Raw genomic sequence first — 24,723 nt, 5'->3', positions numbered from 1 at the left:
TGTTCTATGGAATTCCTTTTTTTATGCCTCTGAACGATAACCAACACCGCTTCGGCATGCAGCTGGCACAGATGTCGCGGGGCTGGCGTGCGGAGCTGGATCGGCGTCTGGCAGGATTGAACCTGTCGCAGGCGCGTTGGCTGGTATTGTTGCACCTGGCTCGCTTCGACGAGGCGCCCACCCAGCGCGAGCTGGCCCAGAGCGTGGGCGTCGAAGGCCCGACCCTGGCGCGTTTGCTCGACAGCTTGGAAGCCCAGGGGCTGGTGCGCCGACAAGCTGTGGTCGAGGACCGTCGAGCCAAGAAGATCGCGCTGTGCCCACCCGCCAAGCCTTTGATCGAGCAGATCGAAACCATTGCCAACGCGTTGCGCGTCGAGCTTTTCAGCGGTGTCGACGAGGCCGAACTGGAGCTGTGCATGCGTGTGCATGCCAAGATTCTCGACAATCTCGAACGCTCCTGAACGCGTCCATCCGTTGCTGGCGGGCTGAACGGTCCGCCGTTGCCCTATCAACGAGGTCTTGCCCATGTCGTCGAAAAAACCGGACATCGTCATCACCTACTGCACCCAATGCCAATGGCTGTTGCGCGCAGCTTGGTTGGCACAAGAGCTGCTCAGCACGTTCGCTGACGAGCTGGGCGGCGTCACGCTGTGTCCGGGCACGGGTGGCGTGTTCGTCGTCACCTGCGACGGCACGCAATTGTGGGAGCGCAAGGCGGACGGCGGCTTTCCTGAGGCCAAGGTGCTCAAGCAACGGCTGCGCGACGTGATCGACCCTGAGCGCGATCTAGGTCATAACGACCGCTGATTGGGCCTGCTCCCTTTTCCGCTCTGCACTTCACCCAGGCCCTGCGTGCGTGCCGTCACTTCTTCTCAACCGCGCGGTGTGCACCGCAGCGCTCGCCCCACCACCACACCAACAGCGCCAACACACCGACCATCAGGCCGGCTACGACGATCGCGTCCCAGCCACGCCATTGGAACAACTGCGTGCCCAGCAGCGAGCCCAGCGCGCCGCCGAGGAAATAGCAGGTGATGTAGCCGGCGTTCAGGCGGGTACGGGCTTCTGGGCGCAAGCCGATCACCGCATTCTGGTTGCACACGTGCACCAGTTGCACCGCAAGGTCCAGTGCCAGCACGCCGAGGATCAGGGCGATCAGCGAGGTTTCGGCGAAGCCCAGGGGAATCCACGACAGCAACAGGGTCAGTAAGCCGACGGCCATGCCTCGCGCGCTTTGACCGCGATCGGCCAGGCGGCCCGCCCAGTTCGCCGCCAGCGCACCGGCCGCGCCGGCCAGGCCGAACAAGCCGATGACGGCGTCGGAGAAGTGATAGGGCTCGCGGGCCAGGAGGAAGGCCAGCGGCGTCCAGAACAGCGCGAAGGTGCAGAACGCCAGCATTCCCAGCAGCGAGCGCACCCGCAGCACCGGCTCTTCGACGAACAAGCGGAACACCGAGCCGATCAGTGCAGGGTAGCTGAGCCCGGCAGGTTGATGATGGCGCGGCAGGCCGCGGTACAGCGCGAACGCGGTAACCGCCATCAGTACTGCGGCGAGCACGTAGATGCTGCGCCAGCCGCCCAGCTCGGCGCTCAAGCCAGCCGCCGTGCGGGCCAGCAGGATGCCCAGCAGCAGGCCGCCCATCAATGTGCCTACGGTACGCCCGCGCTGCGCCGGATCGCTCAAGGCGGCGCCCATCGGCACCAGCACCTGCGCCACCACGGAAAACAGCCCGGTCAGGGCGGTACCGACGATCAGCCACGGCAGGCTCGGCGCACAGGCGCTGACGATCAGGCCAGCCGTAGCGATCAGCATCATGCCGACGATCAACCTGCGTTGTTCGAACAGGTCGCCCAACGGGGCCAATAGCAACAGGCCCGCACCGTAGCTGAGCTGGGCCGTCACCACGATGCTGCCGGCATTCACCATGCTCAACCCGAACTGTTCGGCGATGCTGTGCAGCAACGGTTGGGCGTAATAGTTGCTGGCCACGGCCAGGCCGACGGCGGTGGCCATCAGCAGGATCAGGGCGCGGCTGAGCGTCGGGGTCGTCATCTAGGTTCTCGTGCAGAGTGGGAATGGGAGGGCTGTCGGCGTACGGCGCTATGCGACAGCATTCAAGCCACCTCGACGACGACCAGCGCCTGTGTACCCAGCGTTACTTCGTCGTCGAGGCCCTTGCCCAGCAATTGTTGCCCCAGCGGCGAACGAGGTGTGATCACCGTCACTTGGACGTCACCCTGAGCCAGTTTGAGGCCAGCCGCATCGGGGCCGAGGAACAGGTGGCGACGACCGCCCTCCGGCATTTCCAGCGTCACCAGGTGGCTGACCTGTATGCCCTTTTGCGGATCGAAATCGCGCAATTGCAACTGCCGGTAGGTCAGCAATGCCTGACGGATTTCTGCGGTGCGCCTGGCTTGGCCGGTGGCCAGGTACGAGGCTTCCAGGCCCAGGGTGTCGTATTTGTTCTCGGCGACGTTTTCTTCCGCCGTGGCCGTTTCGTAAGCGGTTTGTGCGGCCAGGCGCAGCACTTCGGCGTCGGCTTCGAGCGCGGCGATGATCTGGGCGAGCAGGGTGGGCTTGTGCATGGCTAGTTGCAGAATTCCGTGACGTGGGCCTGGCTGTTGGCGGTGGGGGCGGTGCGATGCTGTTGCAGCCAGAACTGGCACTTGGGGTCGTTCAGGTTGCGTAGTTCCACGGCGCGCTCCTGGGCGTTCGGGGCTTGCTGGCGTTGCAAGTTTTGTTGGTAGCGTTCGAACATCGCCTGCTGCGCATCGACGGGCCCCGGCGCGGGCGCAGTGGCGGGCGGCTGCACGGCCTGCACCAGCGGCGCCAGCGACTGTGGCCAGAGCTGCAAGGCCAGCCAGGCCGTCGCGGCAATGGCCAGCGCGCCGAGCCACAGGCCGAACGCCAGACACAGGATCAACTGCACGGGGGAAAAGGTAGCGCTCGGGGCGTTGCGGGACATGCGGGGCTCCAGATCGGGGCGCAAGGAGTGGGCATTGTCGCATGCGGGTTGGGAAATTTTCAGTGCCGCGCTTCCGCACTTGCCGGTTTGCCCGCAAAATCCGTGGTTTTCCTACGCTCGATGGAGTGGATGTGAAGCCCACCTGGGACATTTTCTGTACGGTCGTCGACAACTACGGAGACATCGGCGTGACCTGGCGCCTGGCCCGGCAGTTGGCGCACGAGCACGATCTGCACGTGCGCCTGTGGGTCGACGACCTGTCGGCTTTCGTGCGCCTGTGCCCCGAGGCCGATTCCCAGGCCCTGCAGCAGTGGCAGCAAGGCGTGCACGTTCTGCACTGGGGCTCGCCCTGGATCGAGGTGGAACCGGGCGCCGTGGTCATCGGCGCGTTCGGTTGCAGTCTGCCGGAGGCCTACGTCGAAGCCTTGCGCATGCCGGTCGAGCCTGTCCTGTGGCTGAATCTGGAGTACTTGAGCGCCGAAGCGTGGGTCGACGGCTGCCATGGCTTGATGTCGCCACAGGCTGGCGGTCTGCGCCGCTGGTTCTTTTTTCCAGGCTTCACCGAGCGCACCGGCGGGCTGCTGCGCGAAGGCTCGTTGCTGGCGCGCCGCGCGGCCTTCGTGGCCGACCCGCTGGTGCGGCAGCGATTTCTCGAAAGCCTGGGCGTGCGACCTGGCGCCGACGCACGGTTGATCTCGTTGTTCGCCTATGAAAATCCGCAGCTCGGCGCTTGGTTCGATGCCATGGCCGCAGGCGCGCAGCCTTGCCATGTGCTGGTGTCGGAAGGGCGCATCCTTGCCGATTTACGGACCTGGTTAGGCGAGCCGGAACTGACCGTCGGCGATACCCGTCAGCGCGGCGCCCTGACCGTTCAGGTGCTGCCGTTCGTCAGCCAGGACGATTACGACCGCCTGCTGTGGTGCTGCGAGTTCAACGCGGTGCGCGGCGAAGACTCCTTCGTGCGGGCGCAATGGGCAGGCGGTCTGTTGCTGTGGCACATCTATGTACAGGAGGAAAATGCCCATTGGGAAAAGCTCGAGGCGTTCCTGCAGCGTTACTGCCAGGGTCTGGCGGCTGAAGCGGGCGCAGCACTGAGTCAGTTATGGCGCGCCTGGAACATGGATCAGGATATGGCGCAGGCCTGGCAGGCCGTACAGCCTCACTGGCGAACACTGAGCGAACACGCCGAACGCTGGCGTGCCGAACACGCCGTTCGGCCAGACCTTGCCACAGCGCTAGTACAGTTTTATCGAAATTGGCTATGATACGCCGCCTCGATTTTTATAAATCCCCCCAGATTCGGATACGACGTAATGAAAACTGGTAAAGAACTGAAACCCGGCACCGTTCTGCGGATCGACAACGACCCGTGGCTGGTACAGAAAGCCGAGTTCACCAAGTCGGGTCGCAACAGCGCGATCATGAAGACCAAACTGAAGAACCTGCTGACCGGCTACAAGACCGAAACCGTCTACGGTGCCGACGACAAGCTGGACGACGTGATCCTGGATCGCAAAGAAGCGACCCTGTCGTTCATCAGCGGCGACTCCTACACCTTCATGGACACCACCGACTACACCATGTACGAGCTGAACGCCGAGGACATCGAAGCCGTTCTGCCTTACATCGAAGAAGGCATGGAAGACATCTGCGAAGCCGTGTTCTTCGAAGACCGTCTGGTATCGGTCGAACTGCCGACCACCATCGTGCGTAAAGTGGCCTACACCGAAGGTTCCGCCCGCGGCGACACCTCGGGCAAGGTCATGAAGCCTGCCAAGCTGGCCAACGGCACCGAGCTGTCCGTTGCCGACTTCATCGAGATCGACGAACTGATCGAAATCGACACCCGCGACGGTTCCTACAAAGGCCGCGCCAAGAAGTAAGGCGGTTCGCACAACGCGAAAACCCGGCCTCGGCCGGGTTTTTTTACGGGCGCGCTTTAGAGCTTCTGCTGCAGGCTCGCGCGGATTTCCACCAGTTCGGCCTGTAGCGCCTGCAAGCGTTCGGCGGTGCGGCCGCTCGCTTCGGTAATCGACTGCGGCATGGATTGAGCGTCGCGGCGCAGGGTGCGGCCTTTGTCGGTCAGCTGCACGATCACTACGCGTTCGTCGTCGCGGCTGCGGGTGCGCTTGAGCAGGCCTTCGCTTTCCAGACGCTTGAGCAGCGGCGTCAACGAGCCTGGGTCGGTCAGCAAGCGGTGGCTGATCTCGCCTACCGTCAGCCCGTCCTGTTCCCAGAGCACGAGCATGGCCAGGTACTGCGGATAGGTCAGGCCGAGCTTGTGCAGCAGCGGCTTGTACACCTTGGTCATCATCAGCGAGGTCGAGTGCAGGGCGAAGCAGACCTGATTGTCCAATAGCAACTCATCTCGGCGCGCTTTGGTATCGGCGTTCATGCAAGTCCTTTAAGTCGAGATGTACGAAATATCCAGCGGACGCTTAGCCGCTGGTAACCATCGCAGCTCATTACGCAGGGCCAATTGTTAGCGCGGCACCAGACTTAAGCGGCTATTGCAATTTCGAGCGGTGGGATGTTGCGAAGGTTCGTTTCAAATGCATGATCGGCGCGATAAAACCCGCAGCGGGGCAGGGGTAGCGCTATTTTCCATCGAATTCTGGCAACCGAGCGAGGCGATCCAGTGTTACGAAACGTTTCTCAGTCGGGTCAGGCTGGTAGCATGCCCGTTGGGTTGATGAAGTGGATAAGAAGATGGTCGAAGGGTTGATGTATCTGCTGTTGGGCGCGGCGCTCGGCACCGTGGGTGGGTTGTTCGGCATCGGCGGTGGGCTGATTGCCATTCCGGCGCTGGGTGTGCTGTTCGGCCTGGACCAGCAGATGGCGCAAGGTACCGCGCTGGTGATGGTGGTGCCCAACGTGCTGCTGGCCTTGTGGCGCTACCACCAACGCAATCGCATCGAGCTGCGCCACGCGCTGCCGTTGGCGGTATTCAGCTTTCTGTTCGCCTGGCTCGGTTCGATGTGGGCGGTCGGGGTGGATGCCCAGACCATGCGCGTAGGTTTCGTCGGTTTCCTACTGGCCTTGATGCTGTGGAACCTCTTGCGCCTGTTCATGCCCGTGGCGCCGGCTAGCCCCACGTTGCGTCACGGTTGGCCGTGGCTGGGCGTGTTGGGCAGTTTCGCCGGTGCCATGGGGGGGCTGTTCGGAGTGGGTGGCGCGGTGGTGGCCACGCCGATCCTCACCAGTGTGTTCGGCACCACCCAGGTGGTGGCCCAAGGGCTGTCGCTATCGCTGGCCGCGCCCAGCACGTTCGTGACGCTGGTGACCTACGCGCTGCACGACAGCGTGGCCTGGGCCGTTGCCGTGCCCCTGGCGATCGGCGGCTTGTTGAGCATCAGTTGGGGCGTGAAGTTGGCCCATGCCTTGCCGGAAAAAGTGTTGCGCGGGTTGTTTTGCGGGTTTCTGTTGATCTGTGCGGTGTTGCTGGCGCTGGAAGTCTGAACGGTCGGGTATAGGGGGGTATCGCCCGACAACAGTCGTCCAGCTTCAGCAACCACCGCCGATCGGTCTCAGCGGCGCACGTCCTTCAACGTCTGGGCAATCAGAAACGCCAGCTCCAGCGACTGATCGGCGTTCAGCCGTGGGTCGCAGTGGGTGTGATAGCGGTCCGACAACGCATCTTCGGTCACCGGCCGCGCGCCACCGATGCATTCGGTGACATTCTGCCCGGTCATCTCGATATGGATGCCGCCGGCATAGCTACCTTCGGCCTGATGGGCCTGGAAGAATTGCTTGACCTCATCGAGGATCTGCGCAAAGTCGCGGGTCTTGTAACCGCTGCTGGCCTTGATGGTGTTGCCATGCATCGGGTCGCAGCTCCACAGCACCTTGCGCCCTTCGCCCTCGACGCGGCGGATCAGCCCCGGCAGGTGATCGGCGACCTTGCCCGCACCCATGCGCGCGATCAGGTTGAGGCGGCCAGGGTCGTTGCTCGGGTTGAGGGTGTCGATCAGACGAATCAGCTCGTCCGGGTTCATGCTCGGGCCGACCTTGACCCCGATCGGGTTGTGCACGCCGCGCAGGAATTCCACGTGGGCGCCGTCCAGCTGACGGGTGCGGTCGCCTATCCACAGCATGTGCGCCGAGCAGTCGTAGTGGTCGCCGGTCAGGCTGTCCTGACGCACGAAGGCCTGTTCGTAGTTCAGCAGCAGCGCCTCATGGGCGGTGAAAAAGCTGGTCTCGCGCAGCTGCGGGGCGCTGTCCAGGCCACAGGCGCGCATGAAGGCCAGGGTTTCGTCGATGCGGTCGGCGAGCTGGTGGTACTTGGTGGCCAGGGCCGAGTTGGCGATGAAGTCCAGGTTCCACTTGTGCACCTGGTGCAGATCGGCGAAGCCGCCCTGGGCAAAGGCGCGCAGCAGGTTGAGGCTGGCCGTGGACTGGTGGTAGGCCTGCAGCAGGCGCTCGGGGTCGGGCACACGGCTGGCCGGATCGAAACCGATACCGTTGACGATGTCGCCCCGGTAGGCGGGCAGCGTGACCTGGCCGATGGTTTCGTCGTTGGTCGAGCGCGGCTTGGCGAACTGACCGGCCATGCGTCCCACTTTCACCACCGGACAACCGGCGGCGAAGGTCATGACGATGGCCATCTGCAGCAGCACCTTGAAGGTGTCGCGGATCTTCGCGGCGCTGAACTCGGCGAAACTTTCCGCGCAGTCGCCCCCTTGCAGCAGGAATGCGCGACCTTCGGTGACTTCGGCGAACTGACGGCGCAGCTCGCGCGCCTCGCCGGCGAAAACCAGCGGCGGGTAGCTGGCCAGGCGCTGCTCGACCTTGGCCAGGTGCGCAGCGTCGGGGTAGGTGGGTTGCTGCTGGATCGGCAAGGCGCGCCAGCTTTCGGGGCTCCAGGGTTGGCTCATCACGGACTCGACAGAATGATGGAGGGGCAAGGCGCCATCCTAGCAGTTGGGCACGCGCTTGTTGCAGTGGCGGCGTTGACGGAGAATGGCGGTTTTGCGCGCACGAGCAGGAGCTTGCATGACCACCGAGCGTAATGAACGGCTGCTGGCCAGGGTCGAGGACGCCTACGGTGTCATCAGCGTGTACGAAGTCGACGAATACCGGTTCCTCGAGTTCGGCGACGCCATCGAGCAGAGTTGCACCTTCACCCCCGATCCGAGCTGGCTGGAGTACGACTACACCCGCGCCATGCTGATCGGCGCGCTCTGCCACCCGCAGCCGGACTCTGCGCTGTTCCTGGGGCTGGGTGCTGGCACCTTGACCCAGGCCTGCCTCAAATTCCTGCCGCTCGAAGACGTCGAGGCCATCGAGCTGCGGCCCGATGTGCCACGTCTGGCCATGGAGTACCTCGGCCTGGACGACGACCCACGGCTCTATGTGCGCATCGGTGACGCCTTGGCGCTGCTGCCCACTGCCGAAAAAGCCGATCTGTTGTTCGTCGATCTCTACACCGACCATGGTCCGGGCGTGGGGCATCTGGCCTGGCGTTTTCTGGAGGACTGCCAGCGGCAACTCAACCCAGGCGGTTGGCTGGTGATCAACCAGTGGGCTGCCGACGATGGCAAGCCGCTGGGCGCGGCTTTGCTCCGCGGGTTGTACCACCGGCATTACTGGGAGCTACCGGTCAACGAAGGCAACGTCATCCTGCTAGTGCCGGCCGACCTCGACCAGCAACTGGACTTCGACGGACTGCGCGCCCGCGCCGAGGCACTGGCGCCGCGCCTGGGTTATTCCCTGGAAGCCCTGATCCGCGAGATCCGTCCCGCTACCTGAATCCTGTTGCCGACAGATCGCAGGGCCAAGGATGCTCGGCGTGAGCGGGCAGCCACGATGGTCGGCGATACGGCCCGGCATTCGCGCTCGTGCCAAAGCGGAGATCGCGCACTGGCCGAATCGAGCGGCTGCCTGGCTGGCGTACACAAGCCGGAAGGGTAGCGTTCCCCGGTTTGGCCCAAACGATTCAGCCTTCGGCGCCCGGCGCTCAGGCGCTGCATTGGGAGCGAAAATTTTCCTCACGGTTTCAGCGCGATTCGGGTATAGTACGCGCCGGTCTTTTAGCGGACCGCGAATCAGGTGGTGCAAATCCTCCGAGTCCAGCTTCGGCTGTACGTCCGCTAGGCGGACCCTCTCACACGTTCCTTTTTCAATCGTCTTCGCAAATCCCCGCCGCCAAAGCTGCCTGGGTGACCTCACGGTCTTTCAAGGCATGTGCAGCTTTGGAGCATGGGTCTTTGCGGATGCACTCTAGAGGCAGACCCATGACCCAGGAAACCGGCGGATTCGCCGCTCTCGATCTCAATCCGAACATCGTTGCCGCAGTAGTGGCTACCGGCTATGAAGAGCCGTCCGCCATTCAGCAGCAGTCGATCCCGATCATCCTCGCCGGTCACGACATGATCGGCCAGGCGCAGACGGGTACCGGCAAGACCGCAGCCTTCGCACTGCCGGTCCTCAACCGCATCGATGTGAGCAAGCGCGAACCGCAAGCCCTGATCCTTGCGCCAACCCGTGAGTTGGCGCTGCAAGTCGCAACGGCTTTCGAAACCTACGCCAAGCAGATGCCAGGCGTGAACGTGGTCGCCGTTTACGGCGGTGCCCCCATGGGCCCACAACTCAAAGCCATCCGCAATGGCGCGCAAATCGTCGTCGCTACCCCAGGTCGTCTGTGCGACCACCTGCGCCGCGACGAGAAAGTCCTGTCCACCGTCAAGTTCCTGGTGCTGGACGAAGCCGACGAGATGCTCAAGCTCGGCTTCATGGATGACCTGGAAGTCATCTTCGCCGCCATTCCCGAAACCCGTCAGACCGTCCTGTTCTCGGCCACCTTGCCGTCGTCGATCCGCTCGATCGCCGAACGCCACCTGCGTGATCCGAAACACGTCAAGATCCAGACCAAGACCCAGACCGTCACCGCCATCGAGCAGTCGCACCTGATGGTCCACGCCGACCAGAAGATTCCAGCCGTGCTGCGTCTGCTGGAAGTCGAAGAGTTCGACGCGCTGATCGCCTTCGTGCGTACCAAGCAAGCGACCCTGGACCTGGCCTCCGCTCTGGAAGCCAAAGGTTACAAGGCCGCTGCGCTGAACGGCGATATCGCCCAGAACCAGCGTGAGCGCGTGATCGAATCGCTCAAGGACGGCCGGCTGGACATCGTCGTCGCCACCGACGTCGCTGCCCGTGGTCTGGACGTACCGCGCATCACCCACGTGTTCAACGTCGACATGCCGTACGACCCTGAATCCTACGTGCACCGTATCGGCCGTACCGGCCGTGCCGGCCGCGAAGGTCGTGCGCTGCTGCTGGTGACGCCACGCGAGCGACGCATGCTGCAACTGATCGAGCGCGTGACCGGGCAGAAGGTGACCGAAGCGCGCCTGCCTGGCCCGCAAGCGGTACTCGATGCACGCATCAAGAAGCTGACTACGAGCCTGGCGCCGCTGGTGGCCGAAGCCGAAGCCAGTCATGGCGAACTGCTCGACCGTCTCACCGCCGACCTGGGCTGCAGCCCGCGCGCACTGGCCTCTGCGCTGCTGCGCAAGGCCACCAACGGCCAGGCGTTGAGCCTGGAGTCGGTCGAGCGCGAGCAGCCGCTGGTGCCGACCGGTGCGCCACGCGAGCGTACCGAGCGTAGCGGTGAACGCAGCGAGCGCAGCGGTGGCGACCGCGAGCGCCGTGCGCCGATGCCCTTGGGCGAAGGCCGCGTGCGTTGCCGTACCGCCCTGGGTGCCCGTGACGGCATCGCCGCCAAGAACCTCTTGGGTGCGATCCTCAATGAAGGTGGCCTGGCCCGTGACGCCATCGGCCGCATCCAGGTGCGCGACAGCTTCAGCCTGGTCGAACTGCCGGAGGAAGGCCTGGAGCGTCTGCTGTCCAAGCTCAAGGACACCCGCGTGGCCGGCAAGCAGCTGAAGCTGCGTCGCTATCGCGAAGATTGATCCTGGCGTCGTCGTAACGTGAAGATCCCCGGCCTGTGCCGGGGATTTTTTTTGCCCATCGCTTGGGGGTCAAACGCACCAGGTGCTCGGGTGGAAGAGAGTGGTTTGGGATAAGCTTCCAGGCTCATTCAATGAAGTGGGAGGGATCATGGAGCCGGCGTTCTGGCATCAACGGTGGGCGGCGCAGCAGATCGGTTTCCATCAATCCGAGGTCAATGCCTATCTGCGCCGTCATTGGCCGAACCTGGGCTTGGCGAGCGGCAGCCAGGTGCTGGTGCCGTTGTGCGGCAAGAGCGTCGACATGGTCTGGCTGGCCGAGCAGGGGCATCGGGTGCTGGGAGTCGAGCTGTCGCGTGAGGCCGTGGCGGCGTTCTTCGAGGCCAGCCAGCTGACGCCTACGGTCGAAAAGCGCGGCGTGTTCGAAGTGTGGTGCGTCGAGCAACTGCAAGTTTGGTGCGGTGACGCCTTTGCGCTGACGGCCGGCGATCTGGCTGACTGTGCAGCGTTCTACGACCGTGCGGCGTTGATCGCCTTGCCGCCTGCCATGCGCCAGCGTTATCTCGCGCATCTGCAACAAGGGCTACCCCAGGCAGTGCGGGGCTTGCTGATCACCCTGGAGTACGACCAGGCGCTGATCGGTGGACCGCCATTTTGCGTGCCCGAACACGAGGTGCGCGAGGGCCTGGCCGGTTGGCAAGTCAATCTGCTGGAGCAGTGCGAGATCGCCCAGGAGAGTCCGCGGTTCGTGGCGGCAGGGGTGGACACGCTGCGGGAGCGGGCGTATCGGTTGGCGCGGTGAGGGGAGCGCAGACGCGACAAGGGCGACCGAAGTCGCCCTTGTTCATCCGTTGCCCTATGGCTCAGCCGCGCTGACGCAAGGCGTCGATACGGTCTTCGAGTGGCGGGTGGCTCATCAGCAAGCCGGCCAGGCCCTGCTTGAGACCACCATTGATGCCGAACGCCTTGAGGGTATCGGGCATGTGTACGGGCATGCCTTGTTCCGAGCGCAAGCGCTGCAAGGCGTTGATCATCGCGCCGGTACCGGCCAGGCGCGCGCCGGCTTCGTCGGCACGGTACTCGCGACGGCGCGAGAACCACATGACGATCATGCTGGCCAGAATGCCCAGCACCAGTTCGGCGACGATGGTCGCTACGTAATAGGCGATGCCGCGGCCTTCTTCGTTCTTGAAGATCACTTTATCGACGAAGTTGCCGATGATCCGCGCGAAGAACATCACGAAGGTGTTCACCACGCCTTGCACCAGGGCCAGGGTGACCATGTCGCCGTTGGCCACGTGACCGATCTCGTGGGCCAGCACGGCGCGCACCTCATCGGGCGAGAAACGCTCCAGCAGGCCCTGGGAAACCGCGACCAGTGCGTCGTTACGGTTCCAGCCGGTAGCGAAGGCATTGGCTTCATAAGCAGGGAAGATGCCGACTTCCGGCATCTTGATACCGGCTTCGCGCGACAGCTCCTCGACGGTTTGCAGCAGCCATTGTTCGTGGCGCGTGCGCGGCTGGGTGATGATCTGCGTGCCCGTGCTCATCTTGGCCATCCATTTGGAGATGAACAGCGAGACGAGCGAGCCTGCGAAACCGAACACCGCGCAGAAGACCAGCAGGCTGCCCAGGTCGAGATCGACCCCGTTGGCGGCCATGAACCCATCGAAGCCGAACAGGCTCAGGGTAATGCTTGCAACCAGCACCACCGCGAGGTTGGTGGCTACAAACAGCAAAATGCGCATCATGGTTGTCACGTTCTCCTGACAGAGGAAAGAGTTGCGTACTGCGGGGGTATATAAGGCGGGAGGCGGCCGGATTCAACCGGGGGACTATTTCAAACTGTGTAGGAAATGGATGACGGCATTATCCGAATAGCTTGCCAGACATGACTCGAAGCCTTGTAAGGCTATTTATACACAGCGGCTGTCGGCTGGGTCGGTCGGCAAGGCGCGACCTTTCAGGTGTCGCGCACTGCCCGTTCGAGAGGCTGGTAATGCCTTGCAGTCCAGCACCCCGACCCCTGACCCAAGCACGTTTACTGGGAATAGCCGCGCAGGAAGTTGCCGATCCTGCCAATGGCCTGCTCCAGATCGTCCACCCGCGGCAGCGTCACCACGCGGAAATGGTCCGGCCACGGCCAGTTGAACGCCGTACCCTGAACGATCAGCAGCTTTTCCGACAGCAGCAGGTCGAGGGCAAAGCGTTCGTCGTTATAGATCGGGCACACCTTGGGGTCGATGCGCGGGAAAGCGTACAGCGCACCCATGGGCTTGACGCAACTGACGCCCGGGATGTCGTTGAGCAGTTCGTACGTGCGGTTGCGCTGCTCCAGCAGGCGGCCGGGTGGCAGAATCAGATCGTTGATGCTCTGGTAGCCGCCCAGCGCCGTCTGGATCGCATGCTGGGCCGGCACATTGGCGCACAGGCGCATGTTGGCCAGCATGTCGATGCCTTCTATGTAGCTCTGCGCATGGTGCTTGGGCCCGGAAATGATCAGCCAGCCGGAACGGAAGCCCGCCACCCGGTAGGACTTGGACAAACCGTTGAAGGTCAGGCACAGCAGGTCGGGCGCCAGGGCGGCAGTGCTGATGTGCACGGCCTCGTCATAGAGGATCTTGTCGTAGATTTCATCGGAGAACACCACCAGGTTGTGCTGGCGCGCCAGCTCCAACATGCCCAGCAGCAACTCGCGCGAATACACCGCACCCGTGGGGTTGTTCGGGTTGATGATCACCAGGGCTTTGGTGTTGGGGGTGATCTTGGCCCTGATGTCGTCCAGGTCAGGGAACCAATCGGCCTGTTCGTCGCACAAATAGTGCACGGGATTGCCCCCCGCCAGGCTCACCGCCGCTGTCCACAACGGATAGTCGGGTGCCGGGATCAGCACTTCGTCGCCGTTGTTGAGTAGCGCCTGCATGGACATGACGATCAGCTCGGACACACCGTTACCCAGGTAGATGTCCTCGATGCCGACGCCTTCTATCTGCTTTTGCTGGCAGTACTGCATGACCGCCTTGCGTGCGCTGAACAGGCCTTTGGAATCGCTGTAGCCCTGAGCCGTGGGCAGGTTGCGGATGACGTCCTGCAGGATCTCGTCCGGTGCCTCGAAACCGAAGGGCGCCGGGTTGCCGATGTTCAGCTTGAGGATGCGGTGGCCTTCCTCTTCCAGGCGCTTGGCGTGCTTGAGCACAGGGCCGCGAATGTCGTAGCAGACATTGGCGAGCTTGTTCGATTTGCTGAACTGCATGGTGTGGTCCCGGTTGAGAAGTCGCTGCGCGCCGCCGTTGCGAAGGTTGAGAAGAGCAGGGCGCATGCCAGATTGGCTGGCAAGATAAGCCCACTAATATACGTGTCACCGGCGCCATAAATAAAGCTGGCGCAGGGTGAAATTAAGCCGGTTGAGGTAGCTATGCAGAAGATCGATAAAACCCTGGAAGAATGGCGAGCGATGCTCGATCCGGCGCAGTACCAGGTGTGCCGTTTGAAAGGCACCGAGCGCCCGTTCAGCGGCAAGTACAATGACGAGCACCGTGCCGGCGTGTACCACTGCATCTGCTGCGACCTGGCGCTGTTCGATTCGACCGCCAAGTTCGATTCGGGCTGCGGCTGGCCCAGCTTCTACGCGCCGATCGACGACGCCGCGATGATCGAAGTCCGCGACACCAGCCACGGCATGATCCGCACCGAGGTCACCTGCGCCCAGTGCGACGCCCATCTGGGCCATGTCTTTCCCGATGGTCCAGCACCGACCGGCCTACGCTATTGCATCAACTCGGTGTGCCTCGACCTCAAGCCGCGCGACTGAACGGAGCCGACCATGGCCGACGCACTTTTCGACATTTCCTGCCTGACCCTGACCGGGCAACACAAGCGCTTGGGCGACTACGCGGGCAAAGCGCTGCTGGTGGTCAACACGGCCAGCCAGTGCGGCTTTACCCCGCAGTACGCGGGCCTCGAGCACCTGTGGCAGCAATACCAGAATCGCGGGCTAGTGGTGCTGGGCTTTCCCTGCAACCAGTTCGGCCACCAGGAGCCGGGTGACAACTTCGCCATTTCGCAGTTTTGCGAGCGCAACTTCGGCGTGAGCTTCCCGCTGTTTCGCAAGGTCGACGTCAATGGTGACCTGGCCCACCCCTTGTTCAGCGAGTTGAAGAAGCGTGCGCCTGGCCTGTTGGGCAGCGAGCGCATCAAATGGAATTTCACCAAGTTTCTGGTCGACCCGGCCAACGGCCAGGTCACCCGCTATGCGCCGACCACCAAGCCGCGTGCCCTGGAGCGGGACATCGATCGCCTGGTCAGCCGCTGAGCGGCAGCCAGCGCTCGATCAATGCGTGCAGCTGCTCGCGGCGAAAGGGCTTGGCCAAGTAGTCGTCCATGCCCGCCGCGCGGCAACGTTCGCGCTCTTCGGGCATGGCATTGGCGGTCAATGCCACCACCGGTAGCTCGCTGCCACAGGCGAGTTGGCGAATGCGTCGGGTCGCTTCGTAGCCATCCATCACGGGCATGTTGCAATCCATGAGCACCAAGTCGAACGCTAGGGTCTCGAGACATTCGAGCGCTTCGACACCATTGGCCGCCACCTGCACCTGGCAACCCAGCTTGACCAGCATGCCTTTGGCGACCAACTGGTTCACGGGATTGTCCTCGACCAACAAGATGCGCGCGCCTTGCGCTTCGCAAGCCGGCGTGACGCCAGCGGCCGTAGCTTGCGCCAGGCTGCCTAGCAGGGCACGGCGCAAGGTCTCGTGCAGGGTTCTGCGCGCCAGTGGGCGTCCCAGTTGGTGCAGCGGCGCCCACGCCTGGATCTGCTCCAGAGCCAGGAAGCGCCCGTAGGCGCTGATCAGCAGAATCGGCGTCGGCAGCTGTCGGCGCAGCGCTTCCAAGGCCTCGGGATCGTCGGTGATCAGCAGGTCCATGGCGGTTGCATCGAGGCTCTGCGCATCGTCGTGCCGCCGATAGTCCAGCCCCCAGGCCGGTAGCTGCATCTGCAACATTTCACTCAGGCCGCTGCCTGCCTGGCTCAGGACGTGCACCCGACCGCACAGGGCTGGCCACGTCGCGGGGCGGCCGTTGCCCAGCAGTGGCAGGTCGGCGCTGAACGTACTGCCGAAACCGACGTGCGACTGCACGCGCAATTGGCCGCGCATGGCGCTGCACAGGTTGCGCGTCAGTGCCAGGCCTAGTCCGGTGCCGCCGTATTGGCGGGTGATGCCGGCGCCTGCCTGGATGAACGGCTGGAAGATGCGTGCCTGGGCCTCTTCGGGAATGCCGATGCCGGTATCGCGGACCTGCACCCGAACCCCGCCCACGATCGGCGTCAGGCGTACGTCGACGCGGCCGAAACGCGTGAATTTGAGGGCATTGGACAGCAGGTTGCTGAGCACTTGACGCACCCGGGTCGGATCGCCCAGGACCGTCGAGGGCATCTCGGGCGCGATCAGGCAGGTCAGCTCGACGCTGGCTGTAGCGTTTTGCGACAGCAGGCTCGCGGTGTCCTCAGCCATGGCCGCCACGTCGAAGCCGATACGTTCGAGCTGCAACTGGCCCGCGTCGAACTTGGACAGGTCGAGGATGTCGTTGAGCAACCCCACCAGCACCTTCCCCGAGTCGTGGGCGATCGCCAGATGCTGACGCTGCTCGGCCTCCAGCGGGCTGTCGAGGGTCAGCCCGATCATGCCCAGCAGGCCATTGAGCGGTGTGCGGATCTCATGGCTCATGTTGGCCAGGAACGCCGCACGCGCCTGGGCCATGTCCAAGGCGCGGCCGCGGGCGTCTTCGAGCTCCAGATTGATCTGGCTGAGGCGGTCGTTGCTGGCTTTGAGCGCCTGGGTGCGGGTCGACACGGTGTCTTCGAGCTCGTTGAGGTATTGCGTCAGGCGGTTTTCCGCTGTGCGCCGCTGCTCGATTTCGGTGGCCATGCTGACGAACTGCTGGTTGGCGACCTTGACCAGCACGCCGATTTCGTCGCGTTCATGCCCGCTAGGGCAGTGCAGGCGCGTCTGCCGTCCGCTGCTCAGCGCGCCGATCACCGTCACCAGGGGCTTGGTCAGCATCAGGTAGAACAAGGCCAGCAGCAGCGCCGTCAGCAGCAGGCTACGGGTGAAGCCGGTGAGCAGGGTCAGGCCCGCGCGCTCGAGGAAGCGGCTGCTGAACGCGTAGGTGTCGATGTCCAGGTAAAGCGTGCCCAGGTATTCGTCCGGCATGTGGGCGAGAAACAGGCGGTCCTGGAACTGGCGTTGTTCGCCGAACAGAAAGTCCGACAGCCCGCGCCAGCGGCGTTCCTCGCGCGGGCGCTGGCTGTCGGCCAGCACCGTATCGTTGTTGTCGATCAGCCGAGCGCGGATGATCGCCGGCGAGCGCAGCAGCCCGCCGGTGAGCTCTTCGCCGAGTTCGGCGTCGATGTTGTAGGCGATGCGCGAAGCCGTGTCGTGGCTGATTTGTAGTACGGTGTGCAGTTCGCGGTTGATGGCTGCATCTTCGCTGGCATAATCGATGCCGATCTGCACGACGCTGAGCAGGGCTCCCAGCGCGAAGCCCACCAGCACGGTGAGGCGAGCCTGCTTGTATGACAGGCGATTGGTGAACTTGATATCCATATGCCCCGGGCCGGTATCTGCGTGTGACGCAGCGCTAGCATAGCCCAAGCGTCGTAGCGACTGTGATCCCCTGCGCGTCAGGGCGCATCAGGCTCGACCTGCGCCCACGCCGCCCCATTGCCTTTCAGGAGTCGTCATGGACGCCCGCATGAACGCTTTTCTCGACCGCGCCGAATCGGTACTGGCGCGCCTCGACCCACTGTTGCCTGCCTTGCGTCCCCACATCGATTGGACCGCCACCCTTGCCGCGCGTTGGCAGCGCGACGGTCGCAGCGGCTATCTGCTGCCATTGCAGGTCAGCCTGGACATGCGCCTGTCCGACCTGATCGGTGTCGATAAGCAACGCGAACAGCTGGGGCGTAACACCCAGCAGTTCATCAGCGGCTTGCCTGCCAACCATGCCTTGCTCTGGGGCTCGCGCGGCACGGGCAAGTCCTCGCTAGTGCGCGCCCTGTTGGCCGAGCATGCCGGCGCTGGCCTGCGCCTGATCGAAATCGAGCGCGACCACCTGGCCGACCTGCCACGCATCGTCGAGCAGCTGCAGGCGTTGCCGCAGCGCTTCATCCTGTTCTGCGACGACTTGTCGTTCGAAGCCGGGGAGGGCGACTACCGCGTGCTCAAGAGCGTGCTCGACGGCTCGCTGGAACAGGCGCCGGACAACGTGCTGCTGTACGCCACCTCGAACCGCCGCCACTTGGTGCCGGAAAAAGCCAGCGACAACGAGAACTGGCAGCGTGTGGACGGCGAGTTGCATCCCAGCGAGGCGGTCGAAGACAAGATCGCCTTGTCCGACCGTTTCGGCCTATGGCTGTCGTTCTACCCCTTCACCCAGGAGCATTACCTCGCCGTGGTCGAGCACTGGATCGGCCAATTGGCCGCTTCGGCCGGCCTGCAATGGCAGCGCGACGAGACCCTGGACATCCTCGCCGTGCGTTGGGCCACCGGCCGCGGCAACCGTAATGGCCGCTGTGCCTATCAGTTCGCCCGCTACTGGGTCGGCCTGCAATTACTGGAGCAACACTGAATGATCGATCTCAACGCATCGGGCGTGGGCCTGGACGGCTACGACCTGTTAGCCGCGCAAGTTCAGGCGCTGTTCGCCGATGAGCGCGACTTCATCGCCAATGCCGCGCAGTTTTCCGCGTTTCTTTACCACCAGGTCGAAGACCTGAACTGGGCAGGTTTCTACCTCAATCGCAATGAAGAGCTGGTGCTCGGTCCGTTCCAGGGCCAAGTCGCGTGTGTGCGGATTCCGTTCGGTCGTGGCGTATGCGGGGCGGCGGCAGCGACCCGGCAGACGCAGCGGGTCGAGGACGTGCATGCCTTCCCTGGGCATATCGCGTGCGACAGCGCGTCCAACAGCGAGTTGGTGATTCCGTTGGTCAAGGACGGCAGGTTGGTCGGCGTGCTGGACCTGGACAGCCCGAAGCTTGCGCGTTTCAATGAGGCGGATCAGCTCGGGCTGGAGCGGTTGGCTGCGGTGTTCCTTGCCTTGAGCGACTGCTGAGGCCAAGCGTGCGGCCCGGGTGCGCAGGCAGGTCGGGCCAAGCCGGAGGGGGTATCAGTCGTACATCGCCTTCTTCTTCCAGGTCTCTTCGTCGTCGGTTTTGAGCCCTTCGGTCAGCTGGTTCTCGCTGTCGTCGGTAGGCTCCATCTGGTCGAGCACCTGGGCGTCGGCGCGGGCCAGAAGTTTTTCCAGGTACAGGCGCTGTTCTTCATACAGTTTAGGTTCGGCCTGCTTGCTCAGATATTGCACGCCGCGCTCGAACGCCAAGCGCGCCTGGCCCGGTTGCTGCTTTTGCAGCGCGCGCTGGCCCAAGTTGTTGAAGAACTCGATGTGCAGCAGTACCAGAATATGGTGCACCTCTTTCACCCACTGCTTGCCTTCGGCGTTCTGCAAAAAGCCTTCGGCGGTGGCGCGCACCACTTGGTTGTGCAGGATCTCCAGCAAAAAACGCACGTCCTTGGCCTTGGCTTCGGTCAGAATCGGGGCCGGCGGGTTGTTCACCGGGATCGCTTCGCCTTTGCCGATCAGCGCCTCGAGCTCGGCGATGCGCGCCTGCAGCCGCGGGCTTTTGCGCTCGACCGCCAGCAGGCGCTGGTTGACGTTCAGCTCCAGGCGAGTCATGAGCAGCTTCAAGGCGGGGCTCAGCAGTTGACTGGGAAAGGTCTCGTTGAGCGTCTCGCAGCGTTTGAGCCGCTCGGTGAGCTCCATTTTGTTACGCGCCCGTTCGACCTTGTTGTTTTCCACCACGTTGTTTAGGTAGCCGATCACGATCAACAGCGTTATCCCGGCTACGATGAGCAGGGTGATCAGAAGTGGTGTCACCGTCGTTGCCTCTATATAGGAAGGTCTACCCGCGGAGTCTAGTGGCTCTGCCGGCAGGCGAACAGTGCGATGCCACGGGAAGCGCCGTCGGATGATGGCACCAGGCCCTGAGCTTGCCGAGCCGACGTCGGAAAAGCAACGACCGCCGCGTTCGGGCAGCGTGAGGTCGAGCTTGGACGGCGCGAAGTCATTGATTTAAATAAATTTCTACAAAGGTATTGACGACACCCGGCCGCGTCCATAGAATGCGCGCCACTTGCAGCGTAAAGCACAGCGCTCGATGCTGTAGGTAGTGAAGATGTAGCGTGTCCCCTTCGTCTAGTGGCCTAGGACACCGCCCTTTCACGGCGGTAACAGGGGTTCGAGTCCCCTAGGGGACGCCAATGCGGGAATAGCTCAGTTGGTAGAGCACGACCTTGCCAAGGTCGGGGTCGCGAGTTCGAGTCTCGTTTCCCGCTCCAGTTTCTCCGGCAGCGCTTAACGGCGGGGCAGGAAAAGAAAACCCAGGCTGAATCGCAAGGTTCATGCATTGGTGCACTGAGAAGTGTTGGTTGCAAAGTGTTGTGTCCCCTTCGTCTAGTGGCCTAGGACACCGCCCTTTCACGGCGGTAACAGGGGTTCGAGTCCCCTAGGGGACGCCATTGCGGGAATAGCTCAGTTGGTAGAGCACGACCTTGCCAAGGTCGGGGTCGCGAGTTCGAGTCTCGTTTCCCGCTCCAGTTTAAAACTGTGGCGTCTATGCGGTACAGCGGTGGTGAAGGTCGTCAAGGCGCTTCACACCAACAGCGGTAAAGCTTCACATTGCGGGAATAGCTCAGTTGGTAGAGCACGACCTTGCCAAGGTCGGGGTCGCGAGTTCGAGTCTCGTTTCCCGCTCCATATAGAAAACCACTCCTCACGGAGTGGTTTTTTTTTGCGTGTTAAAGACAGTCCCGTGAGTGTGATCACGACGTAATGCCGATGTGAACCCTTTCAGCATCCGCTGGGTATGACTACGTCACCGCTCGATCGGCCTCGGTGTCACCGCCGTTACGGGGTTGTGGAAGCGTAGCAGCTCAATCAGTTGATCAATGTCGCACTCGAAAAGGGAAACTCGATCCAGCTGTTTTGATTGTTCACGCTCAGGAACGCTCGAATCTCCACACCCGATGGCACTACGAATACCTCCAGGTCATGGCGGATGAGCGTCCCTACCGTCATGATTCCGGTGGAGGAGGGTACAGATGCCGCTTCGGCGACCATCACCGGATCCTTCTTGCCATCCTTGCGCTTACCTTCAACGTAAAGCCTGATGAACTGGCTGGTATTTCTGTGCTGCCACGAGCCCAACGTGAAGGTGGCTCGGCCTTCGCCTACATTGCCAAGGCTCAAATAGCTGCCTGTGATTTTATCGCACTGCGGGTTGGGCAGGTGCTTGGGCGCCTCTACCGTGAGGATATGGTAGGCCGAGCTATAGGTGGTGCCGCGGCGCGTCACTTTGTAAAACAGCTTCAGTTGGCTGGCCAGCCTGGCAGAGACGTTGAACGTGGGAATCGCGTACTCCCTGGAGCCCGATGAGACTGGGACGCAGGTGCTGTAAGCACCATATTCCCCAGGCTCGGCCCAGAATACGGTCACACTGTCCTCAGGTTCGAGGGTGGCCTCAGGCTTGATTACCAGTGTTGCACCGTTCAAGGCTCTGCTGGGATCGAGCGTGCTGGTACTGCCCGAGCTGCCCGTTTCCTTGAGGTAGGGGGCAGGAAAATTCGGTGCCACAGGCGTCGCGTCGACCTGCAAGGGCATAGGCAGTGCGCGTTGCACCGCCGTACCTGCGCGGTCTTGGACAGTGTAGCGGGCATAGCGCACACCGTCCCCCGCAGCACGAATCGAATCCCCCGGGAATTCGATGGTTAACGGGCTACCGATATCGGCTGGCGCCAGAACCCGTGTACCCACACGTTCCGGGCCACCGATCGTAGCACTCCAATACCAGGTCAGCACGTCGCCCGGCTCGATGCCGAGGTAGGCCGGAACACTGGCTTGCAATTGGTCGCCATGCGCCTGTAAGTACGCATCCGTCACCCCCCTGGCCATGACTTCGCCCGCAAAAATCAATCCGCTGTCCTCAGGCAATTGCGGTGGACTTGTATCGATGTTGATGGACAAGGCGCTGGAGTCGGCCGAGTTGCCGTTGTAGAACACCACGCTATAACGCAAGGTGTGCTCACCCTCGGTCAACAAACGAGACGCCGGTATAAGCATGAACAGGTCTGTTTCGGCGATGGGCGCCGTCCAAGTTTGACTATCGATTCGCTCATCGTCCCAGAACAGCGTCAGGGTTTCGGGGTCATCGGGTGTCGGGTGCGAGTCTGGCCAGAGCTCGAATTCGACCCGTAGCGGCGCAAGCGTCGCACTGTAAGGCAGCAGGTTGATCGGCCCACCTTCGATATCGGGCAGCAAAGCACCAATCCGAGGTGGGGGCAGAAAGGCGGTCGTCTCGATCCTGGAAGGGCGCGACAAAAAGCAGCGCATAAACGTAAGCAACGACATTGTTTTCGTCTCCAATAGAACTCATGCTGTAGTCGACACCCCGTACTGACGCAACAGACCGCAGGTTGTGCTCGCCTACCAGTTGTAGCGAACCCCGACGCTTGCGCCCCATGGCTGCTCGAGCCGCTCGCCATTGGCGTAATCGAATTCCGCGTGCGCCTGCCATTGCTGGGCCCAGGCCACCGCGACACCGGCACCCAACTCGCCGCGCGAGCCTGCCAGGTCGTTGTCGAAGCGATGCTCGTTGATCCGCACACGGTTGTTGTCGACGAATTCATGCGCGGCAGCAACACGCACGTAGGGCTGCACCATGCGGCCTTGACCCCAATCGAATGTGCGTCCGGCCGTCGTGCCCAGCTTGCCTTGCAGGGAGCGGGTGACATCGCCACTGGCACTGAGCCCGTTGTCCAGACGATAGGACTGACCTTCGATCGCCATGCCCGCCAGTTGCGCGTAGGGTTCGACGAAGTAGCCGTCGCCAAGCTTCAGATGGCGGCCAAGCTCCAATGAAACCCCCGCGCCATTGTTGCTGTAGTCGCCTTTGGTTCGAGTGCCGTCACTGAGGTGCACGTCGGCTCGATTGCGATAGCGGTTGAGTTTGACCACGCCATCGAAATAGTAGCCGTTGCTGGGGTCGAGCCAGGTGGCGTATGCACCGACATGGTAGCTGTCCACCTGGCCCGAACTCCCGCCTTGCAGGTTCAGATCGGAGTTGCTATAGCCTGCGGTAACGCCCGCCAACCAGTTGCCGTCACCGACGGGCAAACGGCCATCGGCGCCGAACGACACGCCTTGTTGCTGTTGCTGATAGCCGAAGTTCGAGGTGGTGGCATTGAACTGATTGCCATAGCTGCGCATCCAGCCACCGGCGGCACCGCCGTTGCGACGCACCTCACCCATGCGGCTGCGCAACGTGGTGAGTTCGCCATACCATACGGTCGGTGCGGTATTGAAGAGCGCCAGGGCAGTTTGCGAACCGGTGCTCAGCGTGCGCATCTTGGCGTCCAGGTACCAGTCGTTGCCTTGTTGCACGAGACCATAGGCGAAAGCGCCGAGGTCCACCGGCCCGCCCTCCAGCGAGAAGCTGGCATCGCCTCCGGTGGTGCGTACCAGTTGCAGTTGGGTATCGTCCACGGGGTCTTTGCCCGTACTCGCTACCCGGATCTGGTGGTCGCCAGTGGCGGTACCGGTCACGTCCAGCAAGTCGCTCTGGCCGTCGGCGAAGTCGGCGTTCATCACGAAGGTGCCGTTGCCCGACAGGTTGCCTACCTGCAAGGTGCGGAACTCGCCAGGCTCTCCGAACGCTACTGAGCCGCCTGCCATCGCCAGGTCGTTGACTTGGGCATTGTCCACGAGGGTCCACTGGCTGCCACTGTTCAAGGCAAGCCGGTCGAGGTTTTCCAGGCGGCCCTTGAGGGTGGCTTGGTTTTCCAAAGTGAGCGTCGCATTGCCGCCGTCCGCCACTACGATGTCGCCCAGCAGGTGACTGTCGCTCACCGTGATGGTGGCGGTGCCCACCGCGCCCACTTCGATCAGCGTTCCGTTTCCGCCTTTGAGGGTCGAGCCGTTGCGTACGTCAATGTCGGCAGAGGTAGGCGCCGCGCCCGACGTGCCCACCGCGATGGCCGAACCGGTGAGGCTTTCGACATGGCTGGCGTCGAGTGACAGACTGCCGGTCTGGGTCGATAAGCCACTGCCTCCACGAAAGCGCACGCCATTGAGCCCTCCGACGATGCGACTGCCGGCAGTGGCGTTGATCACACCGTCGAACAGGTCCGCACCCACACCGTTGGCGTTGCTGCCCGTCAACTGGCTGGCTGCGAGGGTGAGTTGGCTGCTGTTGATCGATGCGCCGGCGATGCCGCCGGTGATGGTGCTGTTGCTGGCCGCAACGCGTGAAGGACTGAGGTTCGGGCTGCTCAGGTCAACGCCGATGATCAAGGCGCGCTGCACGGCGGTCACTGCACTGCCCGTGATCGTAGCTTCGCCGCTGTTGAGGCGCACGCCAGCCGCAGTACCTGTAGCACTGGTCTGGCTGCCCTGCAGTGCCAGCGCCGAACCCGCATTCACCGTGATGTCGCGGGTGGTGGCGCCGTTGGCGGTCAGGGTAGCGGCGTTGGTGATGAAGTAGTTGTCGGTTGCCGTCGTACTGTCGATGGTTTGGTCACTGCTGACGGTTTGCGCCACGGCTGTTTGGCCGAGCATCAGTACCGGGGCCAGTGAGACCACACGCAGAACGCGGTGAAGCGGTGAGGGACTTGAGGCGTCCATAGCGTTACCTTTTGAGATCCGAAAAATCGCTCGGCCTTTTTCACGCGTGAAGGCCTTGCCAGTCAGCGCGGAAGCCTAGTGGGACTACAGGTAATCCGGTGTAGGAAAATTCCGGTGAC

Annotated in this window: 22 protein-coding genes, 5 tRNA genes and 1 pseudogene; 17 read left to right on the top strand and 11 right to left on the bottom strand. The window is 62.9% G+C overall.

What is annotated here, in order from left to right; genetic code table 11:
• Positions 1-23: 23 nt before the first annotated feature.
• Together B4M43_RS17970 and B4M43_RS17965 are read left to right on the top strand one after the other, a co-directional pair.
• Positions 24-461: a MarR family transcriptional regulator gene (locus B4M43_RS17970; protein ID WP_296268808.1), complete on the top strand. Its 438-nt coding sequence runs from the start codon at positions 24-26 to the stop codon at positions 459-461.
• A 64-nt stretch (positions 462-525) separates the two neighbouring features.
• Positions 526-807, top strand: coding sequence for a SelT/SelW/SelH family protein (locus B4M43_RS17965; protein WP_296268807.1), 282 nt, complete (start codon positions 526-528; stop codon positions 805-807).
• A gap of 55 nt (positions 808-862) precedes the next feature.
• Here the strand turns inward: B4M43_RS17965 and B4M43_RS17960 are convergent, their stop codons facing one another.
• The 3 genes from B4M43_RS17960 to B4M43_RS17950 all read right to left on the bottom strand — a co-directional run bounded on the left by B4M43_RS17960 (position 863) and on the right by B4M43_RS17950 (position 2,966).
• Positions 863-2,053 (bottom strand): MFS transporter, encoded by a 1,191-nt coding sequence (locus B4M43_RS17960; RefSeq protein ID WP_296268806.1) that lies wholly within the window; start codon positions 2,051-2,053, stop codon positions 863-865.
• A 62-nt stretch (positions 2,054-2,115) separates the two neighbouring features.
• Positions 2,116-2,586 (bottom strand): GreA/GreB family elongation factor, encoded by a 471-nt coding sequence (locus B4M43_RS17955; protein WP_296268805.1) that lies wholly within the window; start codon positions 2,584-2,586, stop codon positions 2,116-2,118.
• A gap of 2 nt (positions 2,587-2,588) precedes the next feature.
• Positions 2,589-2,966 carry a hypothetical protein gene (locus B4M43_RS17950; RefSeq protein WP_296268804.1) on the bottom strand — a complete coding sequence of 126 codons (378 nt, stop codon included), beginning with the start codon at positions 2,964-2,966 and terminating at the stop codon, positions 2,589-2,591.
• A gap of 131 nt (positions 2,967-3,097) precedes the next feature.
• Here B4M43_RS17950 and earP point away from each other — a divergent pair, with 131 nt between their 5' ends.
• Positions 3,098-4,231 (top strand): elongation factor P maturation arginine rhamnosyltransferase EarP, encoded by a 1,134-nt coding sequence (earP, locus tag B4M43_RS17945; RefSeq protein ID WP_296268803.1) that lies wholly within the window; start codon positions 3,098-3,100, stop codon positions 4,229-4,231.
• Positions 4,232-4,279: 48 nt separating this feature from the next.
• Positions 4,280-4,849 carry an elongation factor P gene (efp, locus tag B4M43_RS17940; RefSeq protein WP_296268802.1) on the top strand — a complete coding sequence of 190 codons (570 nt, stop codon included), beginning with the start codon at positions 4,280-4,282 and terminating at the stop codon, positions 4,847-4,849.
• Positions 4,850-4,905: 56 nt separating this feature from the next.
• Here efp and B4M43_RS17935 read toward each other — a convergent pair whose 3' ends face one another.
• Positions 4,906-5,361 (bottom strand): MarR family winged helix-turn-helix transcriptional regulator, encoded by a 456-nt coding sequence (locus tag B4M43_RS17935; RefSeq protein WP_296268801.1) that lies wholly within the window; start codon positions 5,359-5,361, stop codon positions 4,906-4,908.
• A gap of 314 nt (positions 5,362-5,675) precedes the next feature.
• On the opposite strand from B4M43_RS17935, the gene B4M43_RS17930 reads away from it, so the two are divergent.
• Complete coding sequence (locus B4M43_RS17930; RefSeq protein ID WP_296269026.1) at positions 5,676-6,425, top strand: sulfite exporter TauE/SafE family protein; 750 nt, start codon at positions 5,676-5,678, stop codon at positions 6,423-6,425.
• Positions 6,426-6,493: 68 nt separating this feature from the next.
• Here B4M43_RS17930 and B4M43_RS17925 read toward each other — a convergent pair whose 3' ends face one another.
• Positions 6,494-7,840 (bottom strand): class II 3-deoxy-7-phosphoheptulonate synthase, encoded by a 1,347-nt coding sequence (locus B4M43_RS17925; protein ID WP_296268800.1) that lies wholly within the window; start codon positions 7,838-7,840, stop codon positions 6,494-6,496.
• Positions 7,841-7,958: 118 nt separating this feature from the next.
• Between B4M43_RS17925 and B4M43_RS17920 the strand changes: the two genes are divergently transcribed.
• The 3 genes and pseudogenes from B4M43_RS17920 (at position 7,959) to B4M43_RS17910 (ending at position 11,675) form a co-directional block, all read left to right on the top strand.
• Positions 7,959-8,714: a spermidine synthase gene (locus tag B4M43_RS17920; protein ID WP_296268799.1), complete on the top strand. Its 756-nt coding sequence runs from the start codon at positions 7,959-7,961 to the stop codon at positions 8,712-8,714.
• A 450-nt stretch (positions 8,715-9,164) separates the two neighbouring features.
• Positions 9,165-10,876, top strand: a pseudogene (locus tag B4M43_RS17915) (DEAD/DEAH box helicase).
• A 148-nt stretch (positions 10,877-11,024) separates the two neighbouring features.
• Positions 11,025-11,675: a thiopurine S-methyltransferase gene (locus B4M43_RS17910; RefSeq protein WP_296268798.1), complete on the top strand. Its 651-nt coding sequence runs from the start codon at positions 11,025-11,027 to the stop codon at positions 11,673-11,675.
• A gap of 61 nt (positions 11,676-11,736) precedes the next feature.
• Here the strand turns inward: B4M43_RS17910 and htpX are convergent, their stop codons facing one another.
• A complete protein-coding gene (gene htpX / locus B4M43_RS17905; protein WP_296268797.1) occupies positions 11,737-12,624 on the bottom strand; it encodes a protease HtpX in 888 nt (295 codons plus the stop codon).
• 290 nt (positions 12,625-12,914) lie between these two features.
• Positions 12,915-14,126 carry a pyridoxal phosphate-dependent aminotransferase gene (locus B4M43_RS17900; RefSeq protein WP_296268796.1) on the bottom strand — a complete coding sequence of 404 codons (1,212 nt, stop codon included), beginning with the start codon at positions 14,124-14,126 and terminating at the stop codon, positions 12,915-12,917.
• Between the two features lie 162 nt (positions 14,127-14,288).
• Here B4M43_RS17900 and msrB point away from each other — a divergent pair, with 162 nt between their 5' ends.
• On the top strand, positions 14,289-14,684 hold the full coding sequence (msrB, locus tag B4M43_RS17895; protein WP_296268795.1) for a peptide-methionine (R)-S-oxide reductase MsrB: 396 nt from the start codon (positions 14,289-14,291) through the stop codon (positions 14,682-14,684).
• 12 nt (positions 14,685-14,696) lie between these two features.
• Entirely contained in the window at positions 14,697-15,185 is a 489-nt protein-coding gene (locus B4M43_RS17890; RefSeq protein WP_296268794.1) for a glutathione peroxidase, read from the top strand.
• On the opposite strand, the gene B4M43_RS17885 is transcribed toward B4M43_RS17890, so the two are convergent.
• Entirely contained in the window at positions 15,175-17,475 is a 2,301-nt protein-coding gene (locus tag B4M43_RS17885; RefSeq protein WP_296268793.1) for a hybrid sensor histidine kinase/response regulator, read from the bottom strand. The genes B4M43_RS17890 and B4M43_RS17885 overlap by 11 nt on opposite strands.
• A 136-nt stretch (positions 17,476-17,611) precedes the next feature.
• Here B4M43_RS17885 and B4M43_RS17880 point away from each other — a divergent pair, with 136 nt between their 5' ends.
• Entirely contained in the window at positions 17,612-18,499 is an 888-nt protein-coding gene (locus tag B4M43_RS17880) for an ATP-binding protein (RefSeq protein ID WP_296268792.1), read from the top strand.
• Positions 18,500-18,982, top strand: coding sequence for a GAF domain-containing protein (locus tag B4M43_RS17875; RefSeq protein ID WP_296268791.1), 483 nt, complete (start codon positions 18,500-18,502; stop codon positions 18,980-18,982).
• Between the two features lie 54 nt (positions 18,983-19,036).
• Here B4M43_RS17875 and B4M43_RS17870 read toward each other — a convergent pair whose 3' ends face one another.
• Positions 19,037-19,804 (bottom strand): hypothetical protein, encoded by a 768-nt coding sequence (locus tag B4M43_RS17870; protein WP_296268790.1) that lies wholly within the window; start codon positions 19,802-19,804, stop codon positions 19,037-19,039.
• A 307-nt stretch (positions 19,805-20,111) separates the two neighbouring features.
• Between B4M43_RS17870 and B4M43_RS17865 the strand changes: the two genes are divergently transcribed.
• The 5 genes from B4M43_RS17865 to B4M43_RS17845 all read left to right on the top strand — a co-directional run bounded on the left by B4M43_RS17865 (position 20,112) and on the right by B4M43_RS17845 (position 20,683).
• Positions 20,112-20,187 (top strand) — tRNA-Glu (locus B4M43_RS17865).
• Between the two features lie 2 nt (positions 20,188-20,189).
• A tRNA-Gly gene (locus B4M43_RS17860) sits at positions 20,190-20,265 on the top strand.
• A 104-nt stretch (positions 20,266-20,369) separates the two neighbouring features.
• A tRNA-Glu gene (locus B4M43_RS17855) sits at positions 20,370-20,445 on the top strand.
• Positions 20,446-20,447: 2 nt separating this feature from the next.
• A tRNA-Gly gene (locus B4M43_RS17850) sits at positions 20,448-20,523 on the top strand.
• 84 nt (positions 20,524-20,607) lie between these two features.
• A tRNA-Gly gene (locus B4M43_RS17845) sits at positions 20,608-20,683 on the top strand.
• Positions 20,684-20,863: 180 nt separating this feature from the next.
• On the opposite strand, the gene B4M43_RS17840 is transcribed toward B4M43_RS17845, so the two are convergent.
• Together B4M43_RS17840 and B4M43_RS17835 are read right to left on the bottom strand one after the other, a co-directional pair.
• Positions 20,864-22,333 (bottom strand): hypothetical protein, encoded by a 1,470-nt coding sequence (locus tag B4M43_RS17840; RefSeq protein WP_296268789.1) that lies wholly within the window; start codon positions 22,331-22,333, stop codon positions 20,864-20,866.
• Positions 22,334-22,408: 75 nt separating this feature from the next.
• Positions 22,409-24,604 carry an autotransporter outer membrane beta-barrel domain-containing protein gene (locus tag B4M43_RS17835; protein WP_296268788.1) on the bottom strand — a complete coding sequence of 732 codons (2,196 nt, stop codon included), beginning with the start codon at positions 24,602-24,604 and terminating at the stop codon, positions 22,409-22,411.
• Between the last annotated feature and the right edge of the window lie 119 nt (positions 24,605-24,723).

Origin of the sequence: Pseudomonas sp. UBA6562 (assembly GCF_002434265.1) — a bacterium.
GTDB lineage: Bacteria > Pseudomonadota > Gammaproteobacteria > Pseudomonadales > Pseudomonadaceae > Aquipseudomonas.
This window is presented reverse-complemented; position numbering and strand designations above follow the sequence as displayed.